Annotated in this window: 23 protein-coding genes and 1 pseudogene; 16 read left to right on the top strand and 8 right to left on the bottom strand. The window is 37.1% G+C overall.

What is annotated here, in order from left to right; genetic code table 11:
* Positions 1–160: 160 nt before the first annotated feature.
* The 6 genes from MKP09_RS12235 (at position 161) to MKP09_RS12210 (ending at position 4,877) form a co-directional block, all read left to right on the top strand.
* Positions 161–478, top strand: a complete 318-nt coding sequence (locus MKP09_RS12235) for a radical SAM family protein (RefSeq protein ID WP_240830287.1) — start codon at positions 161–163, stop codon at positions 476–478.
* The gene (locus MKP09_RS12230) at positions 439–1,023 is read left to right on the top strand and encodes an SPL family radical SAM protein (protein ID WP_240830286.1); all 585 of its coding nucleotides are present in this window, start codon (positions 439–441) and stop codon (positions 1,021–1,023) included. Before MKP09_RS12235 ends, MKP09_RS12230 begins: the two co-directional genes overlap by 40 nt.
* A gap of 6 nt (positions 1,024–1,029) precedes the next feature.
* Entirely contained in the window at positions 1,030–1,260 is a 231-nt protein-coding gene (locus MKP09_RS12225) for a hypothetical protein (RefSeq protein ID WP_240830285.1), read from the top strand.
* Positions 1,239–3,404, top strand: coding sequence for a UvrD-helicase domain-containing protein (locus MKP09_RS12220; protein ID WP_240830284.1), 2,166 nt, complete (start codon positions 1,239–1,241; stop codon positions 3,402–3,404). Before MKP09_RS12225 ends, MKP09_RS12220 begins: the two co-directional genes overlap by 22 nt.
* Before the next feature lie 268 nt (positions 3,405–3,672).
* Positions 3,673–4,431, top strand: a complete 759-nt coding sequence (locus MKP09_RS12215; protein ID WP_240830283.1) for a hypothetical protein — start codon at positions 3,673–3,675, stop codon at positions 4,429–4,431.
* A 170-nt stretch (positions 4,432–4,601) separates the two neighbouring features.
* Complete coding sequence (locus MKP09_RS12210) at positions 4,602–4,877, top strand: AAA family ATPase (protein ID WP_240830282.1); 276 nt, start codon at positions 4,602–4,604, stop codon at positions 4,875–4,877.
* A gap of 109 nt (positions 4,878–4,986) precedes the next feature.
* Here MKP09_RS12210 and MKP09_RS12205 read toward each other — a convergent pair.
* Positions 4,987–6,061, bottom strand: a pseudogene (locus tag MKP09_RS12205) (IS3 family transposase); the annotation flags it as partial.
* 666 nt (positions 6,062–6,727) lie between these two features.
* Here MKP09_RS12205 and MKP09_RS12200 point away from each other — a divergent pair.
* The 4 genes from MKP09_RS12200 to MKP09_RS12185 all read left to right on the top strand — a co-directional run bounded on the left by MKP09_RS12200 (position 6,728) and on the right by MKP09_RS12185 (position 9,160).
* On the top strand, positions 6,728–7,180 hold the full coding sequence (locus MKP09_RS12200; RefSeq protein ID WP_240830281.1) for a VOC family protein: 453 nt from the start codon (positions 6,728–6,730) through the stop codon (positions 7,178–7,180).
* A gap of 197 nt (positions 7,181–7,377) precedes the next feature.
* A complete protein-coding gene (locus MKP09_RS12195; protein ID WP_240830280.1) occupies positions 7,378–7,632 on the top strand; it encodes a M24 family metallopeptidase in 255 nt (84 codons plus the stop codon).
* Entirely contained in the window at positions 7,599–8,090 is a 492-nt protein-coding gene (locus MKP09_RS12190; RefSeq protein ID WP_240830279.1) for a M24 family metallopeptidase, read from the top strand. Before MKP09_RS12195 ends, MKP09_RS12190 begins: the two co-directional genes overlap by 34 nt.
* A 437-nt stretch (positions 8,091–8,527) precedes the next feature.
* The gene (locus tag MKP09_RS12185; RefSeq protein WP_240830278.1) at positions 8,528–9,160 is read left to right on the top strand and encodes an oxygenase MpaB family protein; all 633 of its coding nucleotides are present in this window, start codon (positions 8,528–8,530) and stop codon (positions 9,158–9,160) included.
* 108 nt (positions 9,161–9,268) lie between these two features.
* Here MKP09_RS12185 and MKP09_RS12180 read toward each other — a convergent pair whose 3' ends face one another.
* Entirely contained in the window at positions 9,269–10,591 is a 1,323-nt protein-coding gene (locus MKP09_RS12180; RefSeq protein WP_240830277.1) for a gluconate:H+ symporter, read from the bottom strand.
* Between the two features lie 17 nt (positions 10,592–10,608).
* On the bottom strand, positions 10,609–11,112 hold the full coding sequence (locus tag MKP09_RS12175; protein ID WP_240830276.1) for a gluconokinase: 504 nt from the start codon (positions 11,110–11,112) through the stop codon (positions 10,609–10,611).
* A 137-nt stretch (positions 11,113–11,249) separates the two neighbouring features.
* On the opposite strand from MKP09_RS12175, the gene MKP09_RS12170 reads away from it, so the two are divergent.
* A complete protein-coding gene (locus MKP09_RS12170; RefSeq protein WP_240830275.1) occupies positions 11,250–11,678 on the top strand; it encodes an OsmC family protein in 429 nt (142 codons plus the stop codon).
* 196 nt (positions 11,679–11,874) lie between these two features.
* Here the strand turns inward: MKP09_RS12170 and MKP09_RS12165 are convergent, their stop codons facing one another.
* The 5 genes from MKP09_RS12165 to MKP09_RS12145 all read right to left on the bottom strand — a co-directional run bounded on the left by MKP09_RS12165 (position 11,875) and on the right by MKP09_RS12145 (position 15,107).
* Positions 11,875–12,420, bottom strand: a complete 546-nt coding sequence (locus MKP09_RS12165) for a DinB family protein (RefSeq protein WP_240830274.1) — start codon at positions 12,418–12,420, stop codon at positions 11,875–11,877.
* Between the two features lie 123 nt (positions 12,421–12,543).
* Positions 12,544–12,978: a VOC family protein gene (locus tag MKP09_RS12160; RefSeq protein WP_240830273.1), complete on the bottom strand. Its 435-nt coding sequence runs from the start codon at positions 12,976–12,978 to the stop codon at positions 12,544–12,546.
* Between the two features lie 31 nt (positions 12,979–13,009).
* Positions 13,010–13,474, bottom strand: a complete 465-nt coding sequence (locus MKP09_RS12155; protein WP_240830272.1) for an SRPBCC family protein — start codon at positions 13,472–13,474, stop codon at positions 13,010–13,012.
* 158 nt (positions 13,475–13,632) lie between these two features.
* A complete protein-coding gene (locus MKP09_RS12150; protein WP_240830271.1) occupies positions 13,633–14,484 on the bottom strand; it encodes a VOC family protein in 852 nt (283 codons plus the stop codon).
* 68 nt (positions 14,485–14,552) lie between these two features.
* On the bottom strand, positions 14,553–15,107 hold the full coding sequence (locus MKP09_RS12145; RefSeq protein WP_240830270.1) for a dihydrofolate reductase family protein: 555 nt from the start codon (positions 15,105–15,107) through the stop codon (positions 14,553–14,555).
* Between the two features lie 430 nt (positions 15,108–15,537).
* On the opposite strand from MKP09_RS12145, the gene MKP09_RS12140 reads away from it, so the two are divergent.
* The 5 genes from MKP09_RS12140 (at position 15,538) to MKP09_RS12120 (ending at position 19,696) form a co-directional block, all read left to right on the top strand.
* Entirely contained in the window at positions 15,538–16,158 is a 621-nt protein-coding gene (locus MKP09_RS12140) for a DUF2490 domain-containing protein (protein ID WP_240830269.1), read from the top strand.
* A 401-nt stretch (positions 16,159–16,559) separates the two neighbouring features.
* Positions 16,560–16,970 (top strand): carboxypeptidase-like regulatory domain-containing protein, encoded by a 411-nt coding sequence (locus tag MKP09_RS12135; protein WP_240830268.1) that lies wholly within the window; start codon positions 16,560–16,562, stop codon positions 16,968–16,970.
* Positions 16,913–18,481 (top strand): SusC/RagA family TonB-linked outer membrane protein, encoded by a 1,569-nt coding sequence (locus tag MKP09_RS12130; RefSeq protein WP_240830267.1) that lies wholly within the window; start codon positions 16,913–16,915, stop codon positions 18,479–18,481. Before MKP09_RS12135 ends, MKP09_RS12130 begins: the two co-directional genes overlap by 58 nt.
* Positions 18,482–18,629: 148 nt before the next feature.
* Complete coding sequence (locus tag MKP09_RS12125) at positions 18,630–18,926, top strand: TonB-dependent receptor domain-containing protein (protein ID WP_240830266.1); 297 nt, start codon at positions 18,630–18,632, stop codon at positions 18,924–18,926.
* A gap of 179 nt (positions 18,927–19,105) precedes the next feature.
* Positions 19,106–19,696 (top strand): hypothetical protein, encoded by a 591-nt coding sequence (locus MKP09_RS12120; protein ID WP_240830265.1) that lies wholly within the window; start codon positions 19,106–19,108, stop codon positions 19,694–19,696.
* The last annotated feature ends 11 nt before the right edge of the window (positions 19,697–19,707 follow it).

The raw sequence follows: 19,707 nt of genomic DNA, 5'->3' as shown, positions 1-19,707 counted from the left end.
CAAGGGTTTTGCAATAGTGGGGCGAAACTGCAAATTTCAACATTAGTTCTTCGATTGAACTTTTGTGCAAAATTGAAGATTCGTGCTTCGATTGCCCCACCATCGCAAAGCCCCGAACCGTTAGCACCAATGCCAAAAGACAGATACACCGTAATAAAAAATGACACTAGACTTATTTAGCGACATAGAAAATGAACAAAGCGAAAACCGAAAAAAGAAAATCGGTCAAGCGGACATTCAATATGTTCAATCAGCAAGTATTCTGACAGAAGCCAAAGGGTTTATGGAAGCATATGACTATACTTTAAATCCATATTCGGGCTGTTCTTTCGGTTGCAACTATTGTTATGCTGCATTTTTTGCTCGTTCATCAGACGAAAGAGAAAATTGGGGAAACTGGTTAAAGGTAAAAGAAAACGCATTACAACTACTTATTAAGTGGCGAAAAAAACACTCATTGACAAAACAATCTACATAAGTAGCGTAACAGACCCATATCAGCCAATTGAAAAAGAACTTGAATTAACAAGAAGCATTTTAAAAGAGCTTTTGAATTATCATAAACCAAGGTTAGTAATCCAGACAAGAAGCCCTTATGTTACGAGAGATATTGACTTGTTAAAGCAATTTGAAATTGCACAAGTAAATATGACCGTAACAACCGACAGCGAAGACGTAAGAAAAGCTTTTGAACCGCTTTGTCCATCAAATAAATTACGTTTAAAGGCAATCAAAGAAGTTACAGAAGCGGAAATACAAACTTGTATTACAATGACACCGCTTTTGCCAATCCATAACGCAAAAAAATTCACAGAAGAACTTTTAAGCACAGGCGTAAAGAAATTTATTGTTCAACCATTCCACCCCGAAAAAGGAAAATTTGTTGCAAGTACTAGAGAAATTGCATTGGAGCAAATGAAAAAAATGAATTGGAGCAATGATAAGTATAAAGAAGTTGTAGACATATTTAAAAAAGAACTTCCTTGGTTGGGCGAAGGAAAACAAGGATTTGCACCAATTTAATTGCGGATGAAAAATAAACTTACTGAATGGTTAATAGCCGAGCAACAAAATATTGACAAGGCAATTGCAAACGCTGCAAAACAATATTATCACGACCATAAAACAGAGCCTAATTTCCCATACGATTTAAAGTTATGTCATATTGAAAGCTATAATTTAGTAAGAGGGAAAGATTTATGTTATGACAGACCGAACACGGCTTTTGCTTATTCTCTTTGGTATCACCCCGTAGAATAAATACTTTTCTTTCCTTTTTCCGTGATAAAATTTTAGAACAGCAAGGACAACACATTGAAGTTTTTGATTTAGGTGCAGGAGCAGGAGCTATTCAATGGGGTTTAGGTTTAATTTATGCAGGCTTAAAACGACTTGGGCAAAAACCGCCAAGAATTACCATAATAAACATAGATACAAGTCCATTTATGCTTAGCTATAATAAGGAATATCTATGGAAAGAGTTTTTAAAACTTTACCCAGAAATTGACAACAATTTCATTGTTGAGTATGAAGTAAATTCTTGGAACAACGAAAGAGATTTAGAAACCTCAAATCCGATTTTAGCTGCAAGTTATCTTTTTGACGCGTCAGATAACAAGACAGAAATAGCAAATGATTTTAAGGCATTAGTAAACAAGTATAAACCAAACACTGTTTTGCTTTTGACTTCAAATCAGTCCGAAAAAATTCCATTTGTCAATTCTGTGGTTAATGAATTTCGCCAATTAGGATTTAACTCTCAAATAGTATCTGATGCAAATTTGTTGTTCCGTGGAAATCTCAACCAAATGAATGAAATAAGAACAGCGTTAGGCAACAAATTTGTCATTAGTGAGTTACAAAGACAATCCTTTTGGACTGACAGCAGTCATTATGGTGTAATTCTTAATAAACATCTTGCTGAATTGACATTTTCATACGGAACTAAAACTATTACTTCACTAGGTATTTACAATCCGCCAATAACAGTTCGTAGAGACGTAAAATTAAATGACAAACAAAAACGAGCCGCAAGAAATTCGGAAACACCTTCAATTATTGTTGGTCCCGCAGGTTGCGGAAAAAGTATTGTCATTACCGAAAAAATAAAAAACATAGTTGACCAATCTGAATATTCGCCTGACTTAAATATACTTGTAACAACTTTTAATAAAGGACTTATTGGCAAATTAGCTGAATGGCTAAAAGATTTACTTGACAACACGAAATTCAAAATTCGCTATGACACAAATTTCTATGGTTACAACGACAAATCAAGTCATTTTACTTTTACTAATTCTACTCACACTAACATAAGGCTGTTGCATTTTGATATGTTACCCAAAATGCTTGGCGGTATTAGGTATAACGGACTTGTAAGCCACGAACAGCATTTTACAATGTTGCGTGAGATTATTCAAAAAGTAAAACAAGAAGAAAAGATTTTTAATGATAGATACGATAACATTTTAAATCCTGACTTTTTATTTGAGGAATATCATCGAGTTATTTATGGTTTGCAAGTTGGCATTACAAAAGGCGAAGACACATATTTGACCATAACACGAAAAGGAAGGGGCAATAATCCTTCATTACAGAAAAATAGCGACAGAAGAAAGTTAGCTTGGAAATGCTTGACTGCATACGCTCAAAGAATGCACAACGAAAATATTCAAAGTTTCACTTTGAGGCGACAATATTTTTACTCAAAACTTAAATCAGGCAGTTTACCACTTAATTACGACTATATTTTAGTTGATGAGTTTCAAGACTGCACAGAAGCGGACTTTGAAATTTTCTATTCAATGATTAAAGACCCTAACAATTTGACAATTGCAGGCGACTTAGCTCAATCAATTCATTTAGGGACAGCTGCTAAAATTCCAAGAGATGACAGAATGAGCAGACGACAATTTTATCGTTTAGATGGTTCTTATCGTTTGCCCGTAAGAATTAGTGAGAGTATTAAAAAACTTTCAGAAGCTATTGTTGAAAGATTTAGTAATGACGAGGGGGTTACAGACATAACGCCATACAAAGGTTCGCCACCAGGTTCTCGACCTATTGTTGTTTACGGACAAACGTTTCTTGAAGTAGCTGAAAAAGTTAAGCAAGTATTCAACCATTACAAAATATACGACCTTGGCAAAATCACAATACTTGAAAAAGACACTGAACTTTTAAGAGAAATTACTAAAAAAGGTATTTCCTGCGAAACAGACACAATCCTAAGTTTAAAAGGACTTGAAAAAGAATGTGTTCTTTGGTCAACAAGAATACCTTTGGAATTTGAAAAAGAAGTTTTTGAATTTTCTTACACCATTATTACAAGGACATCTTGTATTTTAATAGTTACACTTACAGACGACACACAAAACATTTATAAAAAATTCTTGGATTGCTAGACAATGAACGCTTGATTATGTGGGACAAAGAAACAGCAGAAAAGTTCTATACTTTCTGTGAAGAGTATAAACCAGAAGCAATAATAGATGAAGACACGGATTAATGAAAAAGGCACAGGTGCTAACACGGTATTGCCAAAAGCGGGGCTGAAGTGCTTCTATGAAACATTTGTGCAAGGTTCAACTTTCGTTCTTCGATTGAGCTTTAGTGCTAAAAATCACCGCCTTCGGCAATACCCGAACCGTTAGTGGCTATTTTAAGACGACCGTGAAACAAACAATTTACATACTGACAATTACGATTGGACTTTTAAGTTGTAACAATCAATCCAAACAGGTTGACAAGACAATTATTGCTAATACACACACCAAAACCTCAAAGGTTGACAACTCAAAATACTACACACAACAAGACACCATTTTAATTGCAACCGAAATTGGCGACACTCTGAAATATGCAAAAGCAGACTTCAATAACATTGTAGATAAACACACGAAATTTTTTGAAGAATATCCAGACAACCCAGACCAAGCATATTTCAACGACAATGACAAAGAAGAATTTGGAAGTGAGGTTGGGCAAGACAATTATTACGTTTTGTATGCTTACTTTCTCAAACAAAAAAATGGAGTTAAAGAATTTGCCCAACAACGACAAAAGCTCATAGACATTTACTCAAACATCAATTCATTATTTGGACACTTTGAATATGGCGGAACATACTTTGTACACCAAAGCAGACGAATTTTAGGTTATGTAGAATATTCAATTTACTTGTTGCCAAAAACCAAAGACGACATTTCCAAAACATACGACATAACAAAGCAAAAAAAACTTTACATCAAATCATTGCGACAACTCATAGAAGACGAAAGTAAAATTGACTTCAATACGTTAGGACAAGAAAAGATTGAACGAACTAAAAAACTTAATAAAATAGTTGACGAACTTGACAAGCTAATCACAGACAATTTTTATCTTAGACGAGCACAAGAATTTCAATATGGACATTACGAATATTATTGACAGAAGAAAAACAGCCACTAACATGAATTTTGCGTCAGGCGGGCTGAAGTGCAAAACTTGGGCTTTTTGTTATAAATTTATCATCAGTTAAAGGCTCAGCGTTTGTGCAAGAAATCCCGCCCGAACGCAAAGACCCAAAACGTTATGTGGCATTATAAAAAACGAGACCCTTGAAAATTAAAGATATACATTTAAAAAATTTCAGATCTTTTGAAAACTGTATCATCGAGTTTGAAGACTTTTATACAGCTATTTGCGGTAAAAATAATTCTGGCAAATCAAACATCATAAGAGCAATTTTAAATGTTTTAGGACCTGTAAGCAATCGTCATAGATTAAATTATCATACGGATTTCCCAGTATGGAAACCAAAAGCATCAAAAGAAAACATAGAGTTAACGGTAAGGATTGTAAGCTCCCCTTATATTAGTGCCGGGTTCAGTTAGAGTTTTCAAATATATTACATCTGTCGTTTTGTACCGCTTTATCCACTACCGGCTGCGCTTCAATATGTAAAAGGTTTCCGCTTGCCGGTGTGGATAAAGCTGATGTCTTCATCTCCTGATACTTGATGGGAGAAAGATAACCCAGCGATTTGTGAGGTCGTTCGGTATTGTAATCAAGCCTCCATTCTTCGCATTTTTCCCGTACTTCGGACAAACTATAAAACAGGTATGCGTTCAGCAATTCGCGCCTTATACTTCCGTTTTTTCTTTCGATAAAAGCATTTTGCATCGGCTTGCCGGGCTGAATAAATTGCAAGGATATTTCTTTGCCTTTTTCCCTACACCATTGATCAAGTTTGTGAGATATAAATTCAGGCCCGTTATCACAACGAAGAGTTGTCGGTACGCCTCTGTGATTTATCAGCCTCTCCAATACTCTTATCACACGCAACGAGGGTAGCGATGTATCTACTTCAATAGCTAAGGATTCTCTGTTAAAATCGTCTATAACATTAAACAACCGATACCTACGCCCATCAGCAAGGCTATCATTCATGAAGTCGATACTCCATACTTGATTCGGCGCTGTGGGCACAACCAGCGGCTGCTTCACTCATTCTGGAAGCCGACGTTTAGCTCTGCGGCGTATATTTAGTTTCATATCTGTATACACTCGGTAAATCCGTTTATGATTCCACCAATGGCCTTTATTCCAAAGCCGATAACAGCATTGCCAAAAGCCTATGGCAACATGTTTGGTAGTCAAATCCGTTAACGCAATTTGTAGATCTGTGTCGTCTTTGGATTTTGCTTTATACTGATAGCTTGTTCGGGATATGCTTATCAGTTTACACGCCTTGCGGTTACTTAGCTGTCCATCTATTAATAAACAATCAACAGCTTCCCTTTTCTCCTGAGGCGTTAGAACTTTTTTCAATTAAAATTTTCATTGCCCGGTTCTCCAGGCTCATCTCCGCAAACATCTTCTTTAACTCTGCATTTTCTTTTTCTAGTTCGCGCATTCTGGTTACATCGCTCACGGACATTCCTCCATATTTTGCTTTCCAGTTATAAAAAGTCGCATCGCTTATTCCTATCTCACGACAAATGTCTTTAACTGCTATGCCGCCTTCCTGCTTCTTGATTGCTGCTACTATCTGGCTCTCTGTAAATCTCTTGTTCATTGTATTTAAAGTTTAAAGTTAACAAACTCGTTCCGTGTTAACTCTAACTGTTCTGGCCGGATTTACGGGGAGCTTACATCATACAAAGGCTTGTGGATGCTGTCGTCTATTTTCTTGAACTTCGTGACACTACCACAGCATTGTTTTCTCAACGGGCAGTTCTTACAATCCTTCTCACTGCTGCGGTATATGTGTTTACGATAACCCTTGCTGTCTGTTTTGGTGCCTTTAAATGTTAGGACAGATTTGTTCCCTCCTTGTTTTGTACACTCATATTGATTCTATTCTTTATTATAAACAAAACCTTCTCTTTCTGCTTTGTACTGACCAAAGTTGGGGATCCACGAATCTATGTTTTTGTTAGCTAAATATTGTAATGATTCCCCGCTGACTTCGGACAATAACAAACATCCGAACGACATCGCCGCTAACGATTTGTAAGACTCGACTTTATTGCAATACTTTTTCGTTGTAAACTTTTAGTTTTCACCCAGGTAAACAAATATCAATTTTAGCTCTTAATTTCAACAACAAAATAAATTCGAGTTGCGGAAGCAGAAAATAATAATTTTCCAATCCGTAGCAAGCCCCATCCGTTATGGGCAACCTAAACAAAATGCGCATTGCCCAAATTAAATTTTGAAAGAACCTCTAAATAATAAAACAATGACAAAAAACAAATTACTGAGAATGGACAATGTAGGCATCGTTGTAGAATCTCTGAATGATGCAATTTCATTTTTCGAAGAGATTGGCTTAAAGCTCGAAGGCAGAGGAACAATAGAAGGAGAATGGGCCGGCAGAGTTACCGGACTTGGTTCTCAGCATGTGGAAGTCGCTATGATGGTAACACCAGATGGACATAGCCGAATTGAACTTTCAAAATTCATCACCCCTGCTACCGTATCAGACCACCGTACTGCACCCGTAAACACACTCGGTTATCTACGTGCAATGTTTACCGTTGAAGACATTGACGAAATGGTTAATAGGCTAACCAAGAATGGCGCACAACTCGTTGGAGAAATTGTTCAGTATGAAAACTCATATCGACTATGCTATATCAGAGGAGCTGAAGGCATTCTAATTGGTCTTGCGGAAGAGCTTAGCAGTAAGTGATAGAAAATATTTTTATGTTAAAAGTTGACCTAAACCTCAATTGTAATTTGCCAATTTAACATTGGTAACACATTGCCAGGAATTAATAATTTACTTTGTGAAAGTATCCAGGTCAACGAATCAATAGTTGCAACTCTTTGCAGCTTTTGTAATAAATTTGAATAATAAAAGTAACGTACTATTACTAAAAATGAATTATGTCAATAACAAAAGAATCTGAACTGGTTGGAATGCAGAATGCAAGCAAAGCAGTTGCACAAACACTCAAACAAATGATGCAATATGCTCAACCTGGAATGAGTACAAAAGAATTGGATGATTATGGAGCAAGCGTTTTATCAGATTTTAGAGCTAAATCAGCGCCTTATCTGACATACGGATTTCCCGGATGGACTTGTATCAGTGTTGATAACGAGTTTTGTCACGGCATTCCATCAAGCAAAAAATATTAAAAGAAGGTGATTTAATAAATATTGATGTTTCTGCAGAACTAAACGGTTTTTGGGCAGATAATGGCGCTTCATTTGTACTTGGAAAAGATATTAATCAACATCAAAAATTGGTCGAAGCATCGAAAGAAATATTGCGAAAAGCAATTAATAATATTAAAGGAGGCGTAAAAATTGCAGACATCGGTCACTTGATAGAAACCGAAGCTAAGAAAAGAGGTTATAAGGTAATTAAAAATCTTGGCGGCCATGGAATCGGAAGAAGTTTACACGAACATCCGGAAGAATTACTTAATTATAAAAATAGATTTGACCAAAGACTATTTAAAAAAATTCGGTTATTGCTATTGAAACCTTTATTTCAACATCCTCGACTTACGCTACAGAACTTAACGACGGATGGACAATGGTTGGTAACAATGGTGGCTACATGGCGCAACATGAACATACTATTTTGGTAACAAATGGAACGCCAGTAATATTAACCGAATTAAACGGAATACTGAATTAAACTAAAAAACCATCCTGTAGCGCAGGATCAGATACAACAAAAAATATCAGAGGAAGGAATGCTGCTAACGCTTCAACATGAAAAATGGAAGCGTATTCACCAATGTTTGGAGAAGATAATTACACATGGGCCATGTTTCTTAAAAGTTTGTAATCTCTATGCGAAACTGGCAAAGGTTTCCCATGGCGCAGCAGCATCGCGCACATTGATAAATAAACATCACGAATGAAGACCGAAGATGCATTAACTTAGTGCCAGCAACTAATAACTCATGGAACTATTTGCTAAAAAGGATTCTATTGTTAGGAAGATCTGGGGCAAGAGTGATACCATACTTTTCATTTTTGCAGGTGCCGCCGCAGAGTTTGCGTTAAACAAAGCAGTGGATTGGCTTTATTTCACCGGCAAGCTTCCCTCCGATCCTATCGGGCTTTTTCGACTGTTACCTACGCTAAAGAAATTGTCTTTTCCCCAACTGACAAAGCTCATAAGGCAATCGATGTAATAACGCAAATACACAAAGGTGTAGAACAAAACAGAGGATCAGCCATTCCCGATTGGGCATACCGCGATGTACTGTTTATGCTGATTCATTATTCAATTGCTTCTTACGAGCTTTTAGAACACCACTTAACTGATATAGAAAAAAATGAAGTTTATAACGTTTTTTATAGAGTCGGAGTAAGAATGAACTTAAAGGACTTACCACCAACTTATCAGGATTGGTTACCTGTTCGTAAAGAACATTTAGATAATAACTTGCAAAAAAGCAACTATTCCATAGACCTATTCAAACAATATAAAAAACATTTAGGGGTGGTGCGGTTCAAAATATTAGTGGAGGGGCAGAAACTGGTAGTGCCACGGCGGGTAAAAGAATTACTGCATTTTAACAACTTCTCTCTCTTGGCGCCACTTGTTCCTGTTTACAAATTAAGCAGGTTAATAAAAATGGATGGGCTGCTAAAAAAATATTACTGCCAGCTAAATACAGGAAGCGAATTAACAGTCTTGATATAAAATAATTTTTTATTAGGCCAACTATAAACAAATCTCATCTTTGTTGTGTCACTCACTTATACTGTAGAATATAACTCATCCTACATAAACGATAAAATCATGCTTAAATCAAACAACCACATCTAACAACAATACAGCAACTAATCCCGCCACACCAACAATAGATTCCATCACCGTCCAAGTTTTAAAAGTATCCTTCAAGCTCAGTCCAAGATATTCTTTGAACATCCAAAATCCGGTATCATTTACATGCGAACACATCAGGCTACCCGCTCCAATCGATAACACCATAAGTTCCGGGCTTACGTTCATACTTGTTACCAAAGGTTGTACAATTCCTGCAGCAGTTAGGCCAGCAACCGTTGCCGAACCGATAGCAATTCTCAACATTGTTGCTACAAGCCATCCTAATACCAATGGAGGCATTGAGCTTTCTCTAAAAAAAGCTGCAATGGCATCCCCGGTTCCACTTTCTATAAGCACCTGTTTCAATGCACCGCCAGCCGCTGTTATCAGGATAATTGGAGCAATCGCTCCAATCGCAGTCGTTGATTTATCCATCAATGTACTTACTTTTATTCCGCGAAGTAAACCAAGACAAAACACCGCTAATATTACAGCAATCAAAAGCGACATTCCCGGATCTCCAATAAAAACCAGCAAACTACGTAACGCGCCTTTTTCAGGTTGAACTACCTGAAGCAGGAAGGTTGAAGCAATTAATAATATTACGGGTATCAGTGCTACAAAAAGGCTAAGGCTAAAATTTGGAAGATTTCTTATCTCAATTGCCTCTTCGTTAAAAATGCCCTTCGGCGGATTTGCGATTACTTTTTTAATCTTTTCAGGAAAAATAATAGCTGCTAATATCAGTATAGGAATAACAATACACAACCCATATAATAATGTAAGCCCAATGTTAGCTTTGAAAATACTTGCAATCACAACAGGGCCCGGATGTGGTGGCAAAAACCCGTGAGTTACAGAAAGCGGGGCAGCCATTGCAATGGCAAGATAAACAAGCGGAGCCTTCGTTTTATAGGCAATAGCAAATACTAAAGGAATAAGTACAATGAAACCGGCATTGTAAAACAAAGCCAATCCAACACAAAAGCTAGTAACACAAACGGCCAGCTTTGCCCGTTGAGGTCCAAATACTTTCAGCAGCCGCTCGCTGATTTGTGCTGTTGCACCTGTTTCTGTTAAAATACTTCCCAGCATTACACCAAAGCCTAGCACTGCAATTACTGGCCCTAAAATATCTCCAACACCTTTCGAAATGGCAGCAACAACTACAGAAGCATCCATTCCGTTTGCAAAACCAATAAACAAAGCTATTATAACAAGGGCAGTGAATGCATTAAGCTTCAAACCTGCTATCAATAACAGCAATAATGTTATACCAGTAATAAGTATTAAAACTGAAGACATGCAATCTGTTTTAAAAATTAATCTATTGCCTGCAATGTTGCAGACACTGTATCGTATAACTTATCAGTTACTTCGATGGTAATAACATCTTCTTCTTCAACACCTGGTTCTTCAAGTATATCAAACTGATTTTTTAATAAACTGACCGGCATAAAATGTCCTTTACGATCCAGCAGATGTTGATACACACGTTCATAAGATGCTTTCAGATAAACAAAACAAACAGGATCAATTTCATTCCTAAGTTTTTCTCTATATTTTTTCTTAAGAGCCGAACAAGCAAAAACACATGATGTGCCTCCTGCTATCATTTTTGTAGCTGCATCAATAATACTGTTAAACCAATCAAAACGGTCTTCATCGGTAAGCGGCAAGCCTTGTTCCATCTTGCTTATGTTTGACTGTGAATGTAAATCATCACCATCAATAAAAGGAATTTCACTGGCGGCGGCAAGGGCTTTACCAACCGATGTTTTACCGCTACCCGAAACACCCATCACTATAATTGCCCTCGCCTTCATGTGTATAGTTTTTTTCTGGATGTTGTCACAAAGTTCAAACTTAAATATAAAAAAGCAATTTAATACACGGCAACTATTGCTGGATATATAAATTGTTAGTGGTCGCATCAGCCTAATAATTGAAACAAACTATCTTTATGAAAAATTTAAACATGACATCGGACGTAATTTATAACGGCGAATTGCGAACAACCTGCACCCATTTAAAAAGCGGATCTAATTTTGAAACAGATGCGCCAGTTGATAATAATGGAAAAGGCGAACGCTTCTCCCCTACTGATTTATTAGCCACTAGCCTGGCTACCTGTATGATCACAGTGATGGGTATTAAAGCACGAACTATGAACTTCGATTTGGATGGAGTACGGATTGAAGTATTGAAAAAAATGGCAGCCGAACCGAGGCGGGTAAGTGGCATCGACTTAAAAGTTCATATTCCAGAAAAACTTACATCGATTGATGCGAAAACAATCACCATCTTAAAGAACACAGGCAACACCTGCCCTGTAGCCAAAAGCCTGCACCCGGATATTGAAATAACTACCGACTGGGGTGCGTGGAGCTGAAAATATATTTGATAAAAAAGCGCTGGTTGAATCAGCGCTTTTTTATTAGGAGTTGTTTAAACTTATTCTTTACCACATAGAAACATAGGTATTTATGATAAACAGGAAACATAAATACACATAATCGTTCATTTTCCAGAGACTATATATCCGCCTACGTCGGACGAGTTTATAAAAAGTCTGAACAAGTTCTTATCTAATAATTTATACTTTTATCCATATCATACTTCATCCCTTCATAACCGAGCGCCCTTCGCATCAAACCCATCTGACCTAATAAATAACTTTCCCTGTCCAGGCTCATACCCACCATGTTTAACTTATTTTCTTCAACGAATTCAACTCCCATACCAAAATTATAAGGTACTGCAAGTTCTTCATCTGTTGTTTTATAAAGAGCATTGTACAATTGTGAAGAGATACGATGCCATTGTTTTTTTAGATCGCCTAATTCCGGATAGGTAACATTTAGATCAAGGGCTTTAGCATCTTTAAAAAACTCATCGTTAGGGTCCTTATCCTCTACGCCTAAAATATTCGCAAGCCAATATCTTGTATTAACCATATTCCCAGCCATCCAAACAAAATGATTCGTTACATCATGAACTCTTTTCAAAGAATCAACTCCGCTGATATCCGCAATTACATTATCAAAAAGTTGAGTGTGCATACGATATTGCGGAATTACAATCTGTAATGCTTTTGACTGGAGTACCAACTCCTTTTCTTTAGTATCAAACATAAATGAGAGTTTTATAGGTGATCATATATTTTCAAAATATGTAGCCGCTAAAAACATGCCAGCAAAAAACCTGCGGCACACAACGAATGTGTATCGCAGGTTAACATTCTTTTAGATAAGTACTTAAAAGTTGGGGTTGTAATTTATCATCCAGCCAATTCCGAACTTATCTACAAAAGATCCAAAATAGTCTCCCCAAAACTGATCCTCCATCGGCATTTCCACTTTACCTCCTTCTGATAATGCATTGAAAAGGCGATCAGCTTCTTCTTTACTATCAGGATGAAGAGACAAGTATACGTTATTGCCAGTGTTGAGTTTGTGACCCATGGATAGAACAATATCAGACGCCATCAGCGTTTGACCATTTCCTATCGGAAGCGAAACATGCATCACCCTGTTTTTTTCTTCCTCGGATAGATTCTCTGTTCCCGGGGCTCCACCCATCTTCATGATGCCTTCTCCGGCAAATTCACCACCGAAAACTGTTTTGTAAAAATTGAATGCTTCTTCTGTGTTACCATCAAAGTTTAGGTATGGGTTTAATTTTAATGCCATTGGTTTTGTTTTAATATTTTAAATTTTACTATCAGGGTTTGGTATTTACAGGACTATCAGTTTGTTCGGCAAGCATTTTAACTTCCTGCAATCCTTTATTAAATCCGTCATTCATAATTTGCTCATATTCTTCTGTCACTTGTACCATCGCTTTCAGTAAGGTACCATCATTATTTGGTTCCAGCTCATATTTTTCAATTGATCCTGCATTAGCTTTAACGCGTTCACTGGTGGTATCTTCCACTCCTTTATTCAATTCACCATAATGAGAAAATTCAACAAGTCTGGGCACTTCCAATTTATTAATGATTGATATCATTCCATTTCGTTCAGCGTCTAAAAACAATGTTTTACCACCCTCTTTCCAATCACTTTCCATATATGAACCTGGATTAAAGTGGCTGGTCCATTTACGATAGGTTTCATCATTCCAAAGTGTTTCCCAGACTTTTTCAAGCGGCGCATTGATTACAATTGAATAAGTAAGATCTTTCATTCGTATATTTTTTAGTTTGTCCGCCGCGGCGGACGATTTTTTTATGGTCGAATGCCCGCCCGGATGAACCGTTCGGACGGGGAATGCCACATATACATTATCCTATGTGAAAAAATTTATCGGGCGTTTCATCAATTTATTTTTATTTAAATGTTAATTTAAACATTGGCGGCTTCCAATTTCTCAATATCAATCTTATGCATCGTCATCATAGCATCCATGGATTTTTTAGCCTTGTGTTTATCGCTCTGGCCTACCAGCTCCAACAAGCGTTTAGGTATTATTTGCCAACTCACTCCAAATTTATCTTTCAGCCACCCACAATTACTTTCTGCACCTCCATCTGCAACCATCGCATTCCAATAATAATCTGTTTCCTTTTGATCGTCCGTTAATACGGTAAGAGAAATTCCCTCATCGAAATTAAACGCGTGCGAAATGGAACTATCCATACATGCCAATGTAAACCCATCAATATGAAACTGCGCATGTTGCACATTTCCTTTTGTGTCTTCCTTCCCATCATATTCCATTATACCTTCTGTCTTTGAGTTGGGAAAAAGATTCGTATAAAAATCAATGGCTTTTTTTGCCCTTCCATTTTGTTCATTTACGTACATAAGTGTTGGAACAAAATACTGGTCGGTATTGCCTTTCTCGCCAGTATATAATTGCCAGGTCACACCAAACTTATCCCTAACCCAGCCGTACTTAGAACTAAACGGATAACTATCCAAAGGCATTAGTACTATTCCATCTTCAGCAAGCGCGTTGAACAACCGCTCTGATTCATTTTCATCTTCGTTAGCAATTAAAAAAGAGATGGACGCATTCGGTTTAAACATAGGACCAGCAGTTAAAAACATCAAACTCTGTCCGTCGATGCTTAACATCTGTACCATTCCTGTGTCATCAACAATTTTTGTATTAGGAAAAATGTCACAATAAAAACGAGCAGCTTCGGAGCCGTTATTATCAAACCATACACAGGGATAAATGTTGTTATTCATAAAAAAATGATTTTTATTTATTTAAATGGCAGTGATTCTCGGGACGCGATTTATTACGCATCACTTGTTCATTTCAAAACTTTATACTTTAAATGATTAACCCCGCAATCAAAGCTTTTAGATTCCTGTAATAATAATTTCTCTTTAGGCATATCCTGAAAAAACACTTTCCCTGCTCCCACAAATTGCGGGTCCAAAAGAATATGGTATTCATCAATCAATCCCAATGCATGCATCTGTCTTGATATTTCTCCACTTCCTAGTATTACAATATTCTTTTCTGTTCCAGACTTTATTTCATGGATGGCTTCAGGATTAAGTTCTTTATGAAAAAAACAATTACTCCAGTCGGAAGAATGAATTGTTCCAGAAAATATATGTTTTTTGCAAGCATTCATATATTCATGAGCTTGCGGGTATTCTTTTTGCGATTCTGATGTTGGCCAATAGTCAATCATCAATTCATATGTTGTACGTCCGAAGATAATAGTATCTGCTTGTTGCAGATCTTCCATATTATACTTGTATAAATCCTCATCCGATGTAAACCATTCTGTTTCGCCATTTGGCCCGGAAAAAATACCATCAAGAGAAATCCAATTAGATACAAAAATCTTTTTCATATTTATGGTTTAAGAGCAACACCTATTAAATTCATTATTGCTTGTGTAAATTTCTAATCAAATCTATTAAGAAAAAACACGCAGCACAGCCAAAAAGCGACAAACTGAAGGCGGATTGCGACAATACGTAAACATTAATTCTATTAAAGCACAAGAACACAAATTGAATGCCACCAGCTTATCAGATAATATTATTAATAATATTTTAAGTTAAGAAACAAGAACCCGTTTTCATCTGTTCAAAACGAGTAGTGTTAGCATGTTCCAAAAACCGTGGAGATCAATATAACGCTCCTATCCTAAGCAGTGATCAATAATCATGTCATTGTATAAATCAATATTTAAATCAGGAAAACATGTTTAGAATGTAGTCTTTTTTAAAGCTTGGTATCATTATCTTTGTCCAATTCATTAACAAGCTTTGGAAAGAATGATTAGAAAAATTACAGTTCTTCTTGCTTTTACTTTTTGTATTTACAATTACGCAAATGCTCAAACCAATCATGAACAAAGTGGCTGGTTCTTCTTTTTAAACAGCACAAAATTTAATGAAAAATGGGGGTTACATTTCGATTTGCAAGTACGCAGTCATGACGACTGGGATGGGATTCGTAGTATATTGGTAAGGCCGGGCTTGACGTATTTTATAAAACCTAATCAAAATGCAACTGTTGGTTATTTATTCACATCCACGTTTACACGAACCGATGGCACACCCAATACCACTCTTATCGAACACCGCGTTTGGGAGCAATATATTATTTCCCATAAAGCATTTACAGGCAACCTCAGCCACCGATTTAGATTGGAACAGCGATTTATTGAGAAGCCATCCGGCGATGCCGTTTTTGCGCAACGTTTACGTTATTTTTTCAGGCATGTTCAGCCGTTAACCCACACTGAGAGCGGATTTACGAAAGGCCCATTTGCAGCATTGCAGAATGAAGTATTTGCTAACATCCATAATAAAGAAAACACCAACAATCATTTCTTCGATCAAAACCGTGCATATATAGCATTGGGTTATCGTTTTTCAAAAAAGTTGATATAGAAGCCGGCTATATGAATGTCTTTGCAAAAGGCGCAGCTTCAAATACAATTAACAATGTAGCGCAATTGGCTGTTTACACAAGGTTTTAATAATCTTTTATATAAATTGTGCTAGCCCATTATCGCACCTCATGCTATATTGTTTATAATCGAAAACAAATTCCCTTTTATTTAGAAGTTAGTAACAGCGGCATTAGCCATCCGCTCAAAGAAAAAATGATCGTAACAAAAAAATAATTTTATTTTTTTGAAAAATCGATTTTTTTACCACATCTTTAACACCTTGATTGCTGAAGTTTAGATAATGCTTGCTTTTAAACCAAAATCTTTAAGCCAAAAAAACGTCTGCAATTATTAGGAATTAAACAATCCTTTTAACTAAACACATAACTCAATTTTAGTATGAGAATTAAAATTCTGGGAATTTTGTTGTCCGGGATTTTGCATATGGCATGTTATGGCCAAAATGCAAAATCGATTTCGGGCGTTGTCAAAGACGGTAGCACTACATCCCTTTTAGAAGGTGTAAGCGTCAGTGTATCCAGCACGTCACTCCAAACCCTAACCGACAAAAATGGTGAGTTCACTATTACCGCTTCAGTCGGCGACTCACTTACCTTCACCTTTGTTGGAAAAAAAACGCAGAAGGAAATCGTTGGTGAAAAAAACATTATCGAAGTACTACTGTACAACGATGAATCGCAAATGGAAGAAGTAGCTGTCGTTGCATTTGGTAAGCAAAAAAGGCCAGCATTGTGGGTGCTATTACCACTGTCAATGCAAAAGATTTGCGCATCCCATCTTCTAATCTGACGAGTTCGTTTGCAGGCCGTATACCTGGTATGATATCTTATCAACTATCAGGCGAACCCGGAGCCGATAATGCTCAGTTTTTTGTAAGAGGTGTAACAACTTTTGGTTACCAGGCATCGCCGCTTATATTAATTGACGGCTTTGAATCTACAACCGATAACCTGGCACGTTTACAGCCTGATGACATCGCTTCCTTTTCAATTATGAAAGATGCGGTTGCCACTGTTCTTTATGGTGCACGTGGAGCAAATGGTATTGTTATAGTTGAAACTAAATCAGGCAGAGAAGGAGAACTAAGAGTAAGCGCGCGGGTGGATGTGAATGTTACATCACCAGTGAAAACTATTAAAATGCTTGATGGCGTACAGTACATGAAGTTGTATAATGAAGCTAGACTAACAAGAGACCCTATACTTGGCCCCTTTTATTCTGAACAAAAAATTCAATCAACCGCATCGGGAGAAAATCCAATGGTTTATCCTAATCTCGATTGGCAGAAAGAATTATTCAATCCGTACACCACTAACATGAAGGCTAATGTGAACTTTGAAGGTGGTGGTAAAGTAGCAACTTATTATGTTTCTGCGGGTGTGGACAGAGAGTCCGGATTACTAAAGGTTGATAATCGCAACAACTTCAATAATAATATTAAAATTAACCGTTCGTTTATCCGATCGAATGTTATTTTCAAGCTTACTCCAACAACAAAATTAGATACTAGGATTAGCGGCCGTTTTGAGAACTATAATGGTCCTTATAGATCAGCATCAGATATTTTTAGAATGGTGATGCAAAGCAATCCTGTTGATTTCCCTGTAGTATATGAAGCCGATAGTGCCAACCAATTCACCGAAAATATTCTTTTTGGAAGCACGTTTGTAAACGGAGGCCTAAAAGTAAACCCTTATGCTGAAATGATTCGCGGTTATGAAAAAAGAAATGAAAGCAATATTATTGCTCAGGCCACATTAATGCAGGATCTTGATTTTTTACTGAAAGGATTGAAGTTTCAAGGTAAAGCTTCTATTCAGACTTGGGGCCAGTACGCTGGTTTACGATATTACTCTCCTGCTTTTTACGAACTTGAATCTTATGATCAGGTTACTAGGAAACACACACTATTTCCACTTAACCCCACCAATACCAACCTTTTCTTGGGTGATGTTATTCCGGGCAGAGATGCCAACGGGCTGACCTATTTTGAAGCACGTTTTAACTGGGATAAAATAATTGACCGTCATAATATTTCGCTGATGACAGTGGGTATGATGCAGGAAGAATTGCTTACCGGTGGAAGCAGTACAAGTATATATGAAACATTACCGCAAAGAAATATGGGCAACTCGGGAAGAGCTACCTACTCTTATGACAGACGATATGCTATGGAATTCGCTTATGCTTATAATGGTTCAGAGAAATTTACAGGTGATAAACAGTATGGGTTCTTCCCTTCGTTGGGGGTAGCTGGACAGTCTCAAATGAATCTTTTTGGGAGCCACTGCAAAATGTAATTAGCACTTTAAAACTAAGAGGTTCCTGGGGTATAGTAGGTAATGATGCTATAGCAGGTCGTGCCGGCGTTTTTTCTATCTTTCTGATATAAGATTAACTGGAGGCTCAAACTCAACGATTAATGGGTACCGTTGGGGTGCCGATTTTATGAATGCTTATCCGGGCTATTCAGTAAATAGATACGCCAACCCGAATATCACATGGGAAGAATCAGAAAAAATAAACATGGGACTTGAAATGAATCTTTTCAATGAAGCCCTGAAAACTACATTTGATATTTACCGTGATACGAGAAGTAAGATTTATATGGTAAGGCAAAATTTCCCATCGACTGCTGGCCTTGAAGCATCAATAAGTGGCAATGTAGGTGAGGTTAAATCAAGAGGCTTTGAAGCATCAGTCGATTATCAAAAAATATTACTCCTGATATATGGGCATCCGTAAGAGGTAACTTCACTTATGCAACAAACAAACTTGTAAAAATTGACGAGAAAGACTACCCTGATGAATATTTAAAAAGGCTGGGCAGCAATATCAACCAAGGATGGGGCCTGGTTGCAGAACGGCTTTTTGTAGATGAGCATGAAATACAAAATTCACCATATCAGGATTTTGGACCTTACATGGCCGGTGACATAAAATATAAGGATATAAATAATGATGGCGTTATCAACGATAATGACAGAGTCGCGATGGGTTATCCAACTGTACCGGAAATTCAATATGGCTTTGGTGCATCTATCCTTTACAAAGTAGTTGACTTTTCTTTCTTCTTTAATGGAAGCGCCCGGTCTTCATTCTTTATTAATGCTACTGATGAGGTTAACCCAGGTGACGGGAAGTATGGAATAGCACCTTTTGCGTTTAGAAGAAATGCTTTAGCCATTATTGCCGATGATTACTGGAGCGAAACCAACCCCAATGTACATGCATTCTGGCCACGGTTATCAACCGATCCAATTAACAACAATACAAGGCAATCTTCATGGTGGTTGAGAGATGGCTCCTTTACCAGATTAAAATCTGTCGAGTTGGGTTACAGCCCTAAAATCTTACAACGCCTTGGAATAAAGCAGGGAAGCCGGATCTATCTCTCTGGTGAGAACCTGATGGTTTTTTCCAAGTTCAAATTATGGGATCCTGAGGTTAGGGAAAACGGCCTCGCTTATCCTCCTAATAAAAGATACAATATTGGCTTTCAATTGATATTTTAAAAACATTTATA

Origin of the sequence: Paraniabella ginsengisoli, assembly GCF_022513635.1 — a bacterium.
In the GTDB taxonomy this organism is placed as follows: Bacteria; Bacteroidota; Bacteroidia; order Chitinophagales; family Chitinophagaceae; genus Niabella; species Niabella ginsengisoli.
This window is presented reverse-complemented; position numbering and strand designations above follow the sequence as displayed.

What these genes read in the sequence shown, in the direction of transcription:
- MKP09_RS12235 (WP_240830287.1), top strand. Translation starts at nt 161, where the DNA reads ATGACACTAGACTTATTTAGCGACATAGAAAATGAACAAAGCGAAAAC.
- MKP09_RS12225 (WP_240830285.1), top strand. Translation starts at nt 1,030, where the DNA reads ATGAAAAATAAACTTACTGAATGGTTAATAGCCGAGCAACAAAATATT.
- MKP09_RS12200 (WP_240830281.1), top strand. Translation starts at nt 6,728, where the DNA reads ATGACAAAAAACAAATTACTGAGAATGGACAATGTAGGCATCGTTGTA.
- MKP09_RS12195 (WP_240830280.1), top strand. Translation starts at nt 7,378, where the DNA reads ATGTCAATAACAAAAGAATCTGAACTGGTTGGAATGCAGAATGCAAGC.
- MKP09_RS12180 (WP_240830277.1), bottom strand. Translation starts at nt 10,591, where the DNA reads ATGTCTTCAGTTTTAATACTTATTACTGGTATAACATTATTGCTGTTA.
- MKP09_RS12175 (WP_240830276.1), bottom strand. Translation starts at nt 11,112, where the DNA reads ATGAAGGCGAGGGCAATTATAGTGATGGGTGTTTCGGGTAGCGGTAAA.
- MKP09_RS12170 (WP_240830275.1), top strand. Translation starts at nt 11,250, where the DNA reads ATGAAAAATTTAAACATGACATCGGACGTAATTTATAACGGCGAATTG.
- MKP09_RS12165 (WP_240830274.1), bottom strand. Translation starts at nt 12,420, where the DNA reads ATGTTTGATACTAAAGAAAAGGAGTTGGTACTCCAGTCAAAAGCATTA.
- MKP09_RS12160 (WP_240830273.1), bottom strand. Translation starts at nt 12,978, where the DNA reads ATGGCATTAAAATTAAACCCATACCTAAACTTTGATGGTAACACAGAA.
- MKP09_RS12155 (WP_240830272.1), bottom strand. Translation starts at nt 13,474, where the DNA reads ATGAAAGATCTTACTTATTCAATTGTAATCAATGCGCCGCTTGAAAAA.
- MKP09_RS12150 (WP_240830271.1), bottom strand. Translation starts at nt 14,484, where the DNA reads ATGAATAACAACATTTATCCCTGTGTATGGTTTGATAATAACGGCTCC.
- MKP09_RS12145 (WP_240830270.1), bottom strand. Translation starts at nt 15,107, where the DNA reads ATGAAAAAGATTTTTGTATCTAATTGGATTTCTCTTGATGGTATTTTT.
- MKP09_RS12140 (WP_240830269.1), top strand. Translation starts at nt 15,538, where the DNA reads ATGATTAGAAAAATTACAGTTCTTCTTGCTTTTACTTTTTGTATTTAC.
- MKP09_RS12135 (WP_240830268.1), top strand. Translation starts at nt 16,560, where the DNA reads ATGAGAATTAAAATTCTGGGAATTTTGTTGTCCGGGATTTTGCATATG.
- MKP09_RS12125 (WP_240830266.1), top strand. Translation starts at nt 18,630, where the DNA reads ATGAATGCTTATCCGGGCTATTCAGTAAATAGATACGCCAACCCGAAT.
- MKP09_RS12120 (WP_240830265.1), top strand. Translation starts at nt 19,106, where the DNA reads ATGGCCGGTGACATAAAATATAAGGATATAAATAATGATGGCGTTATC.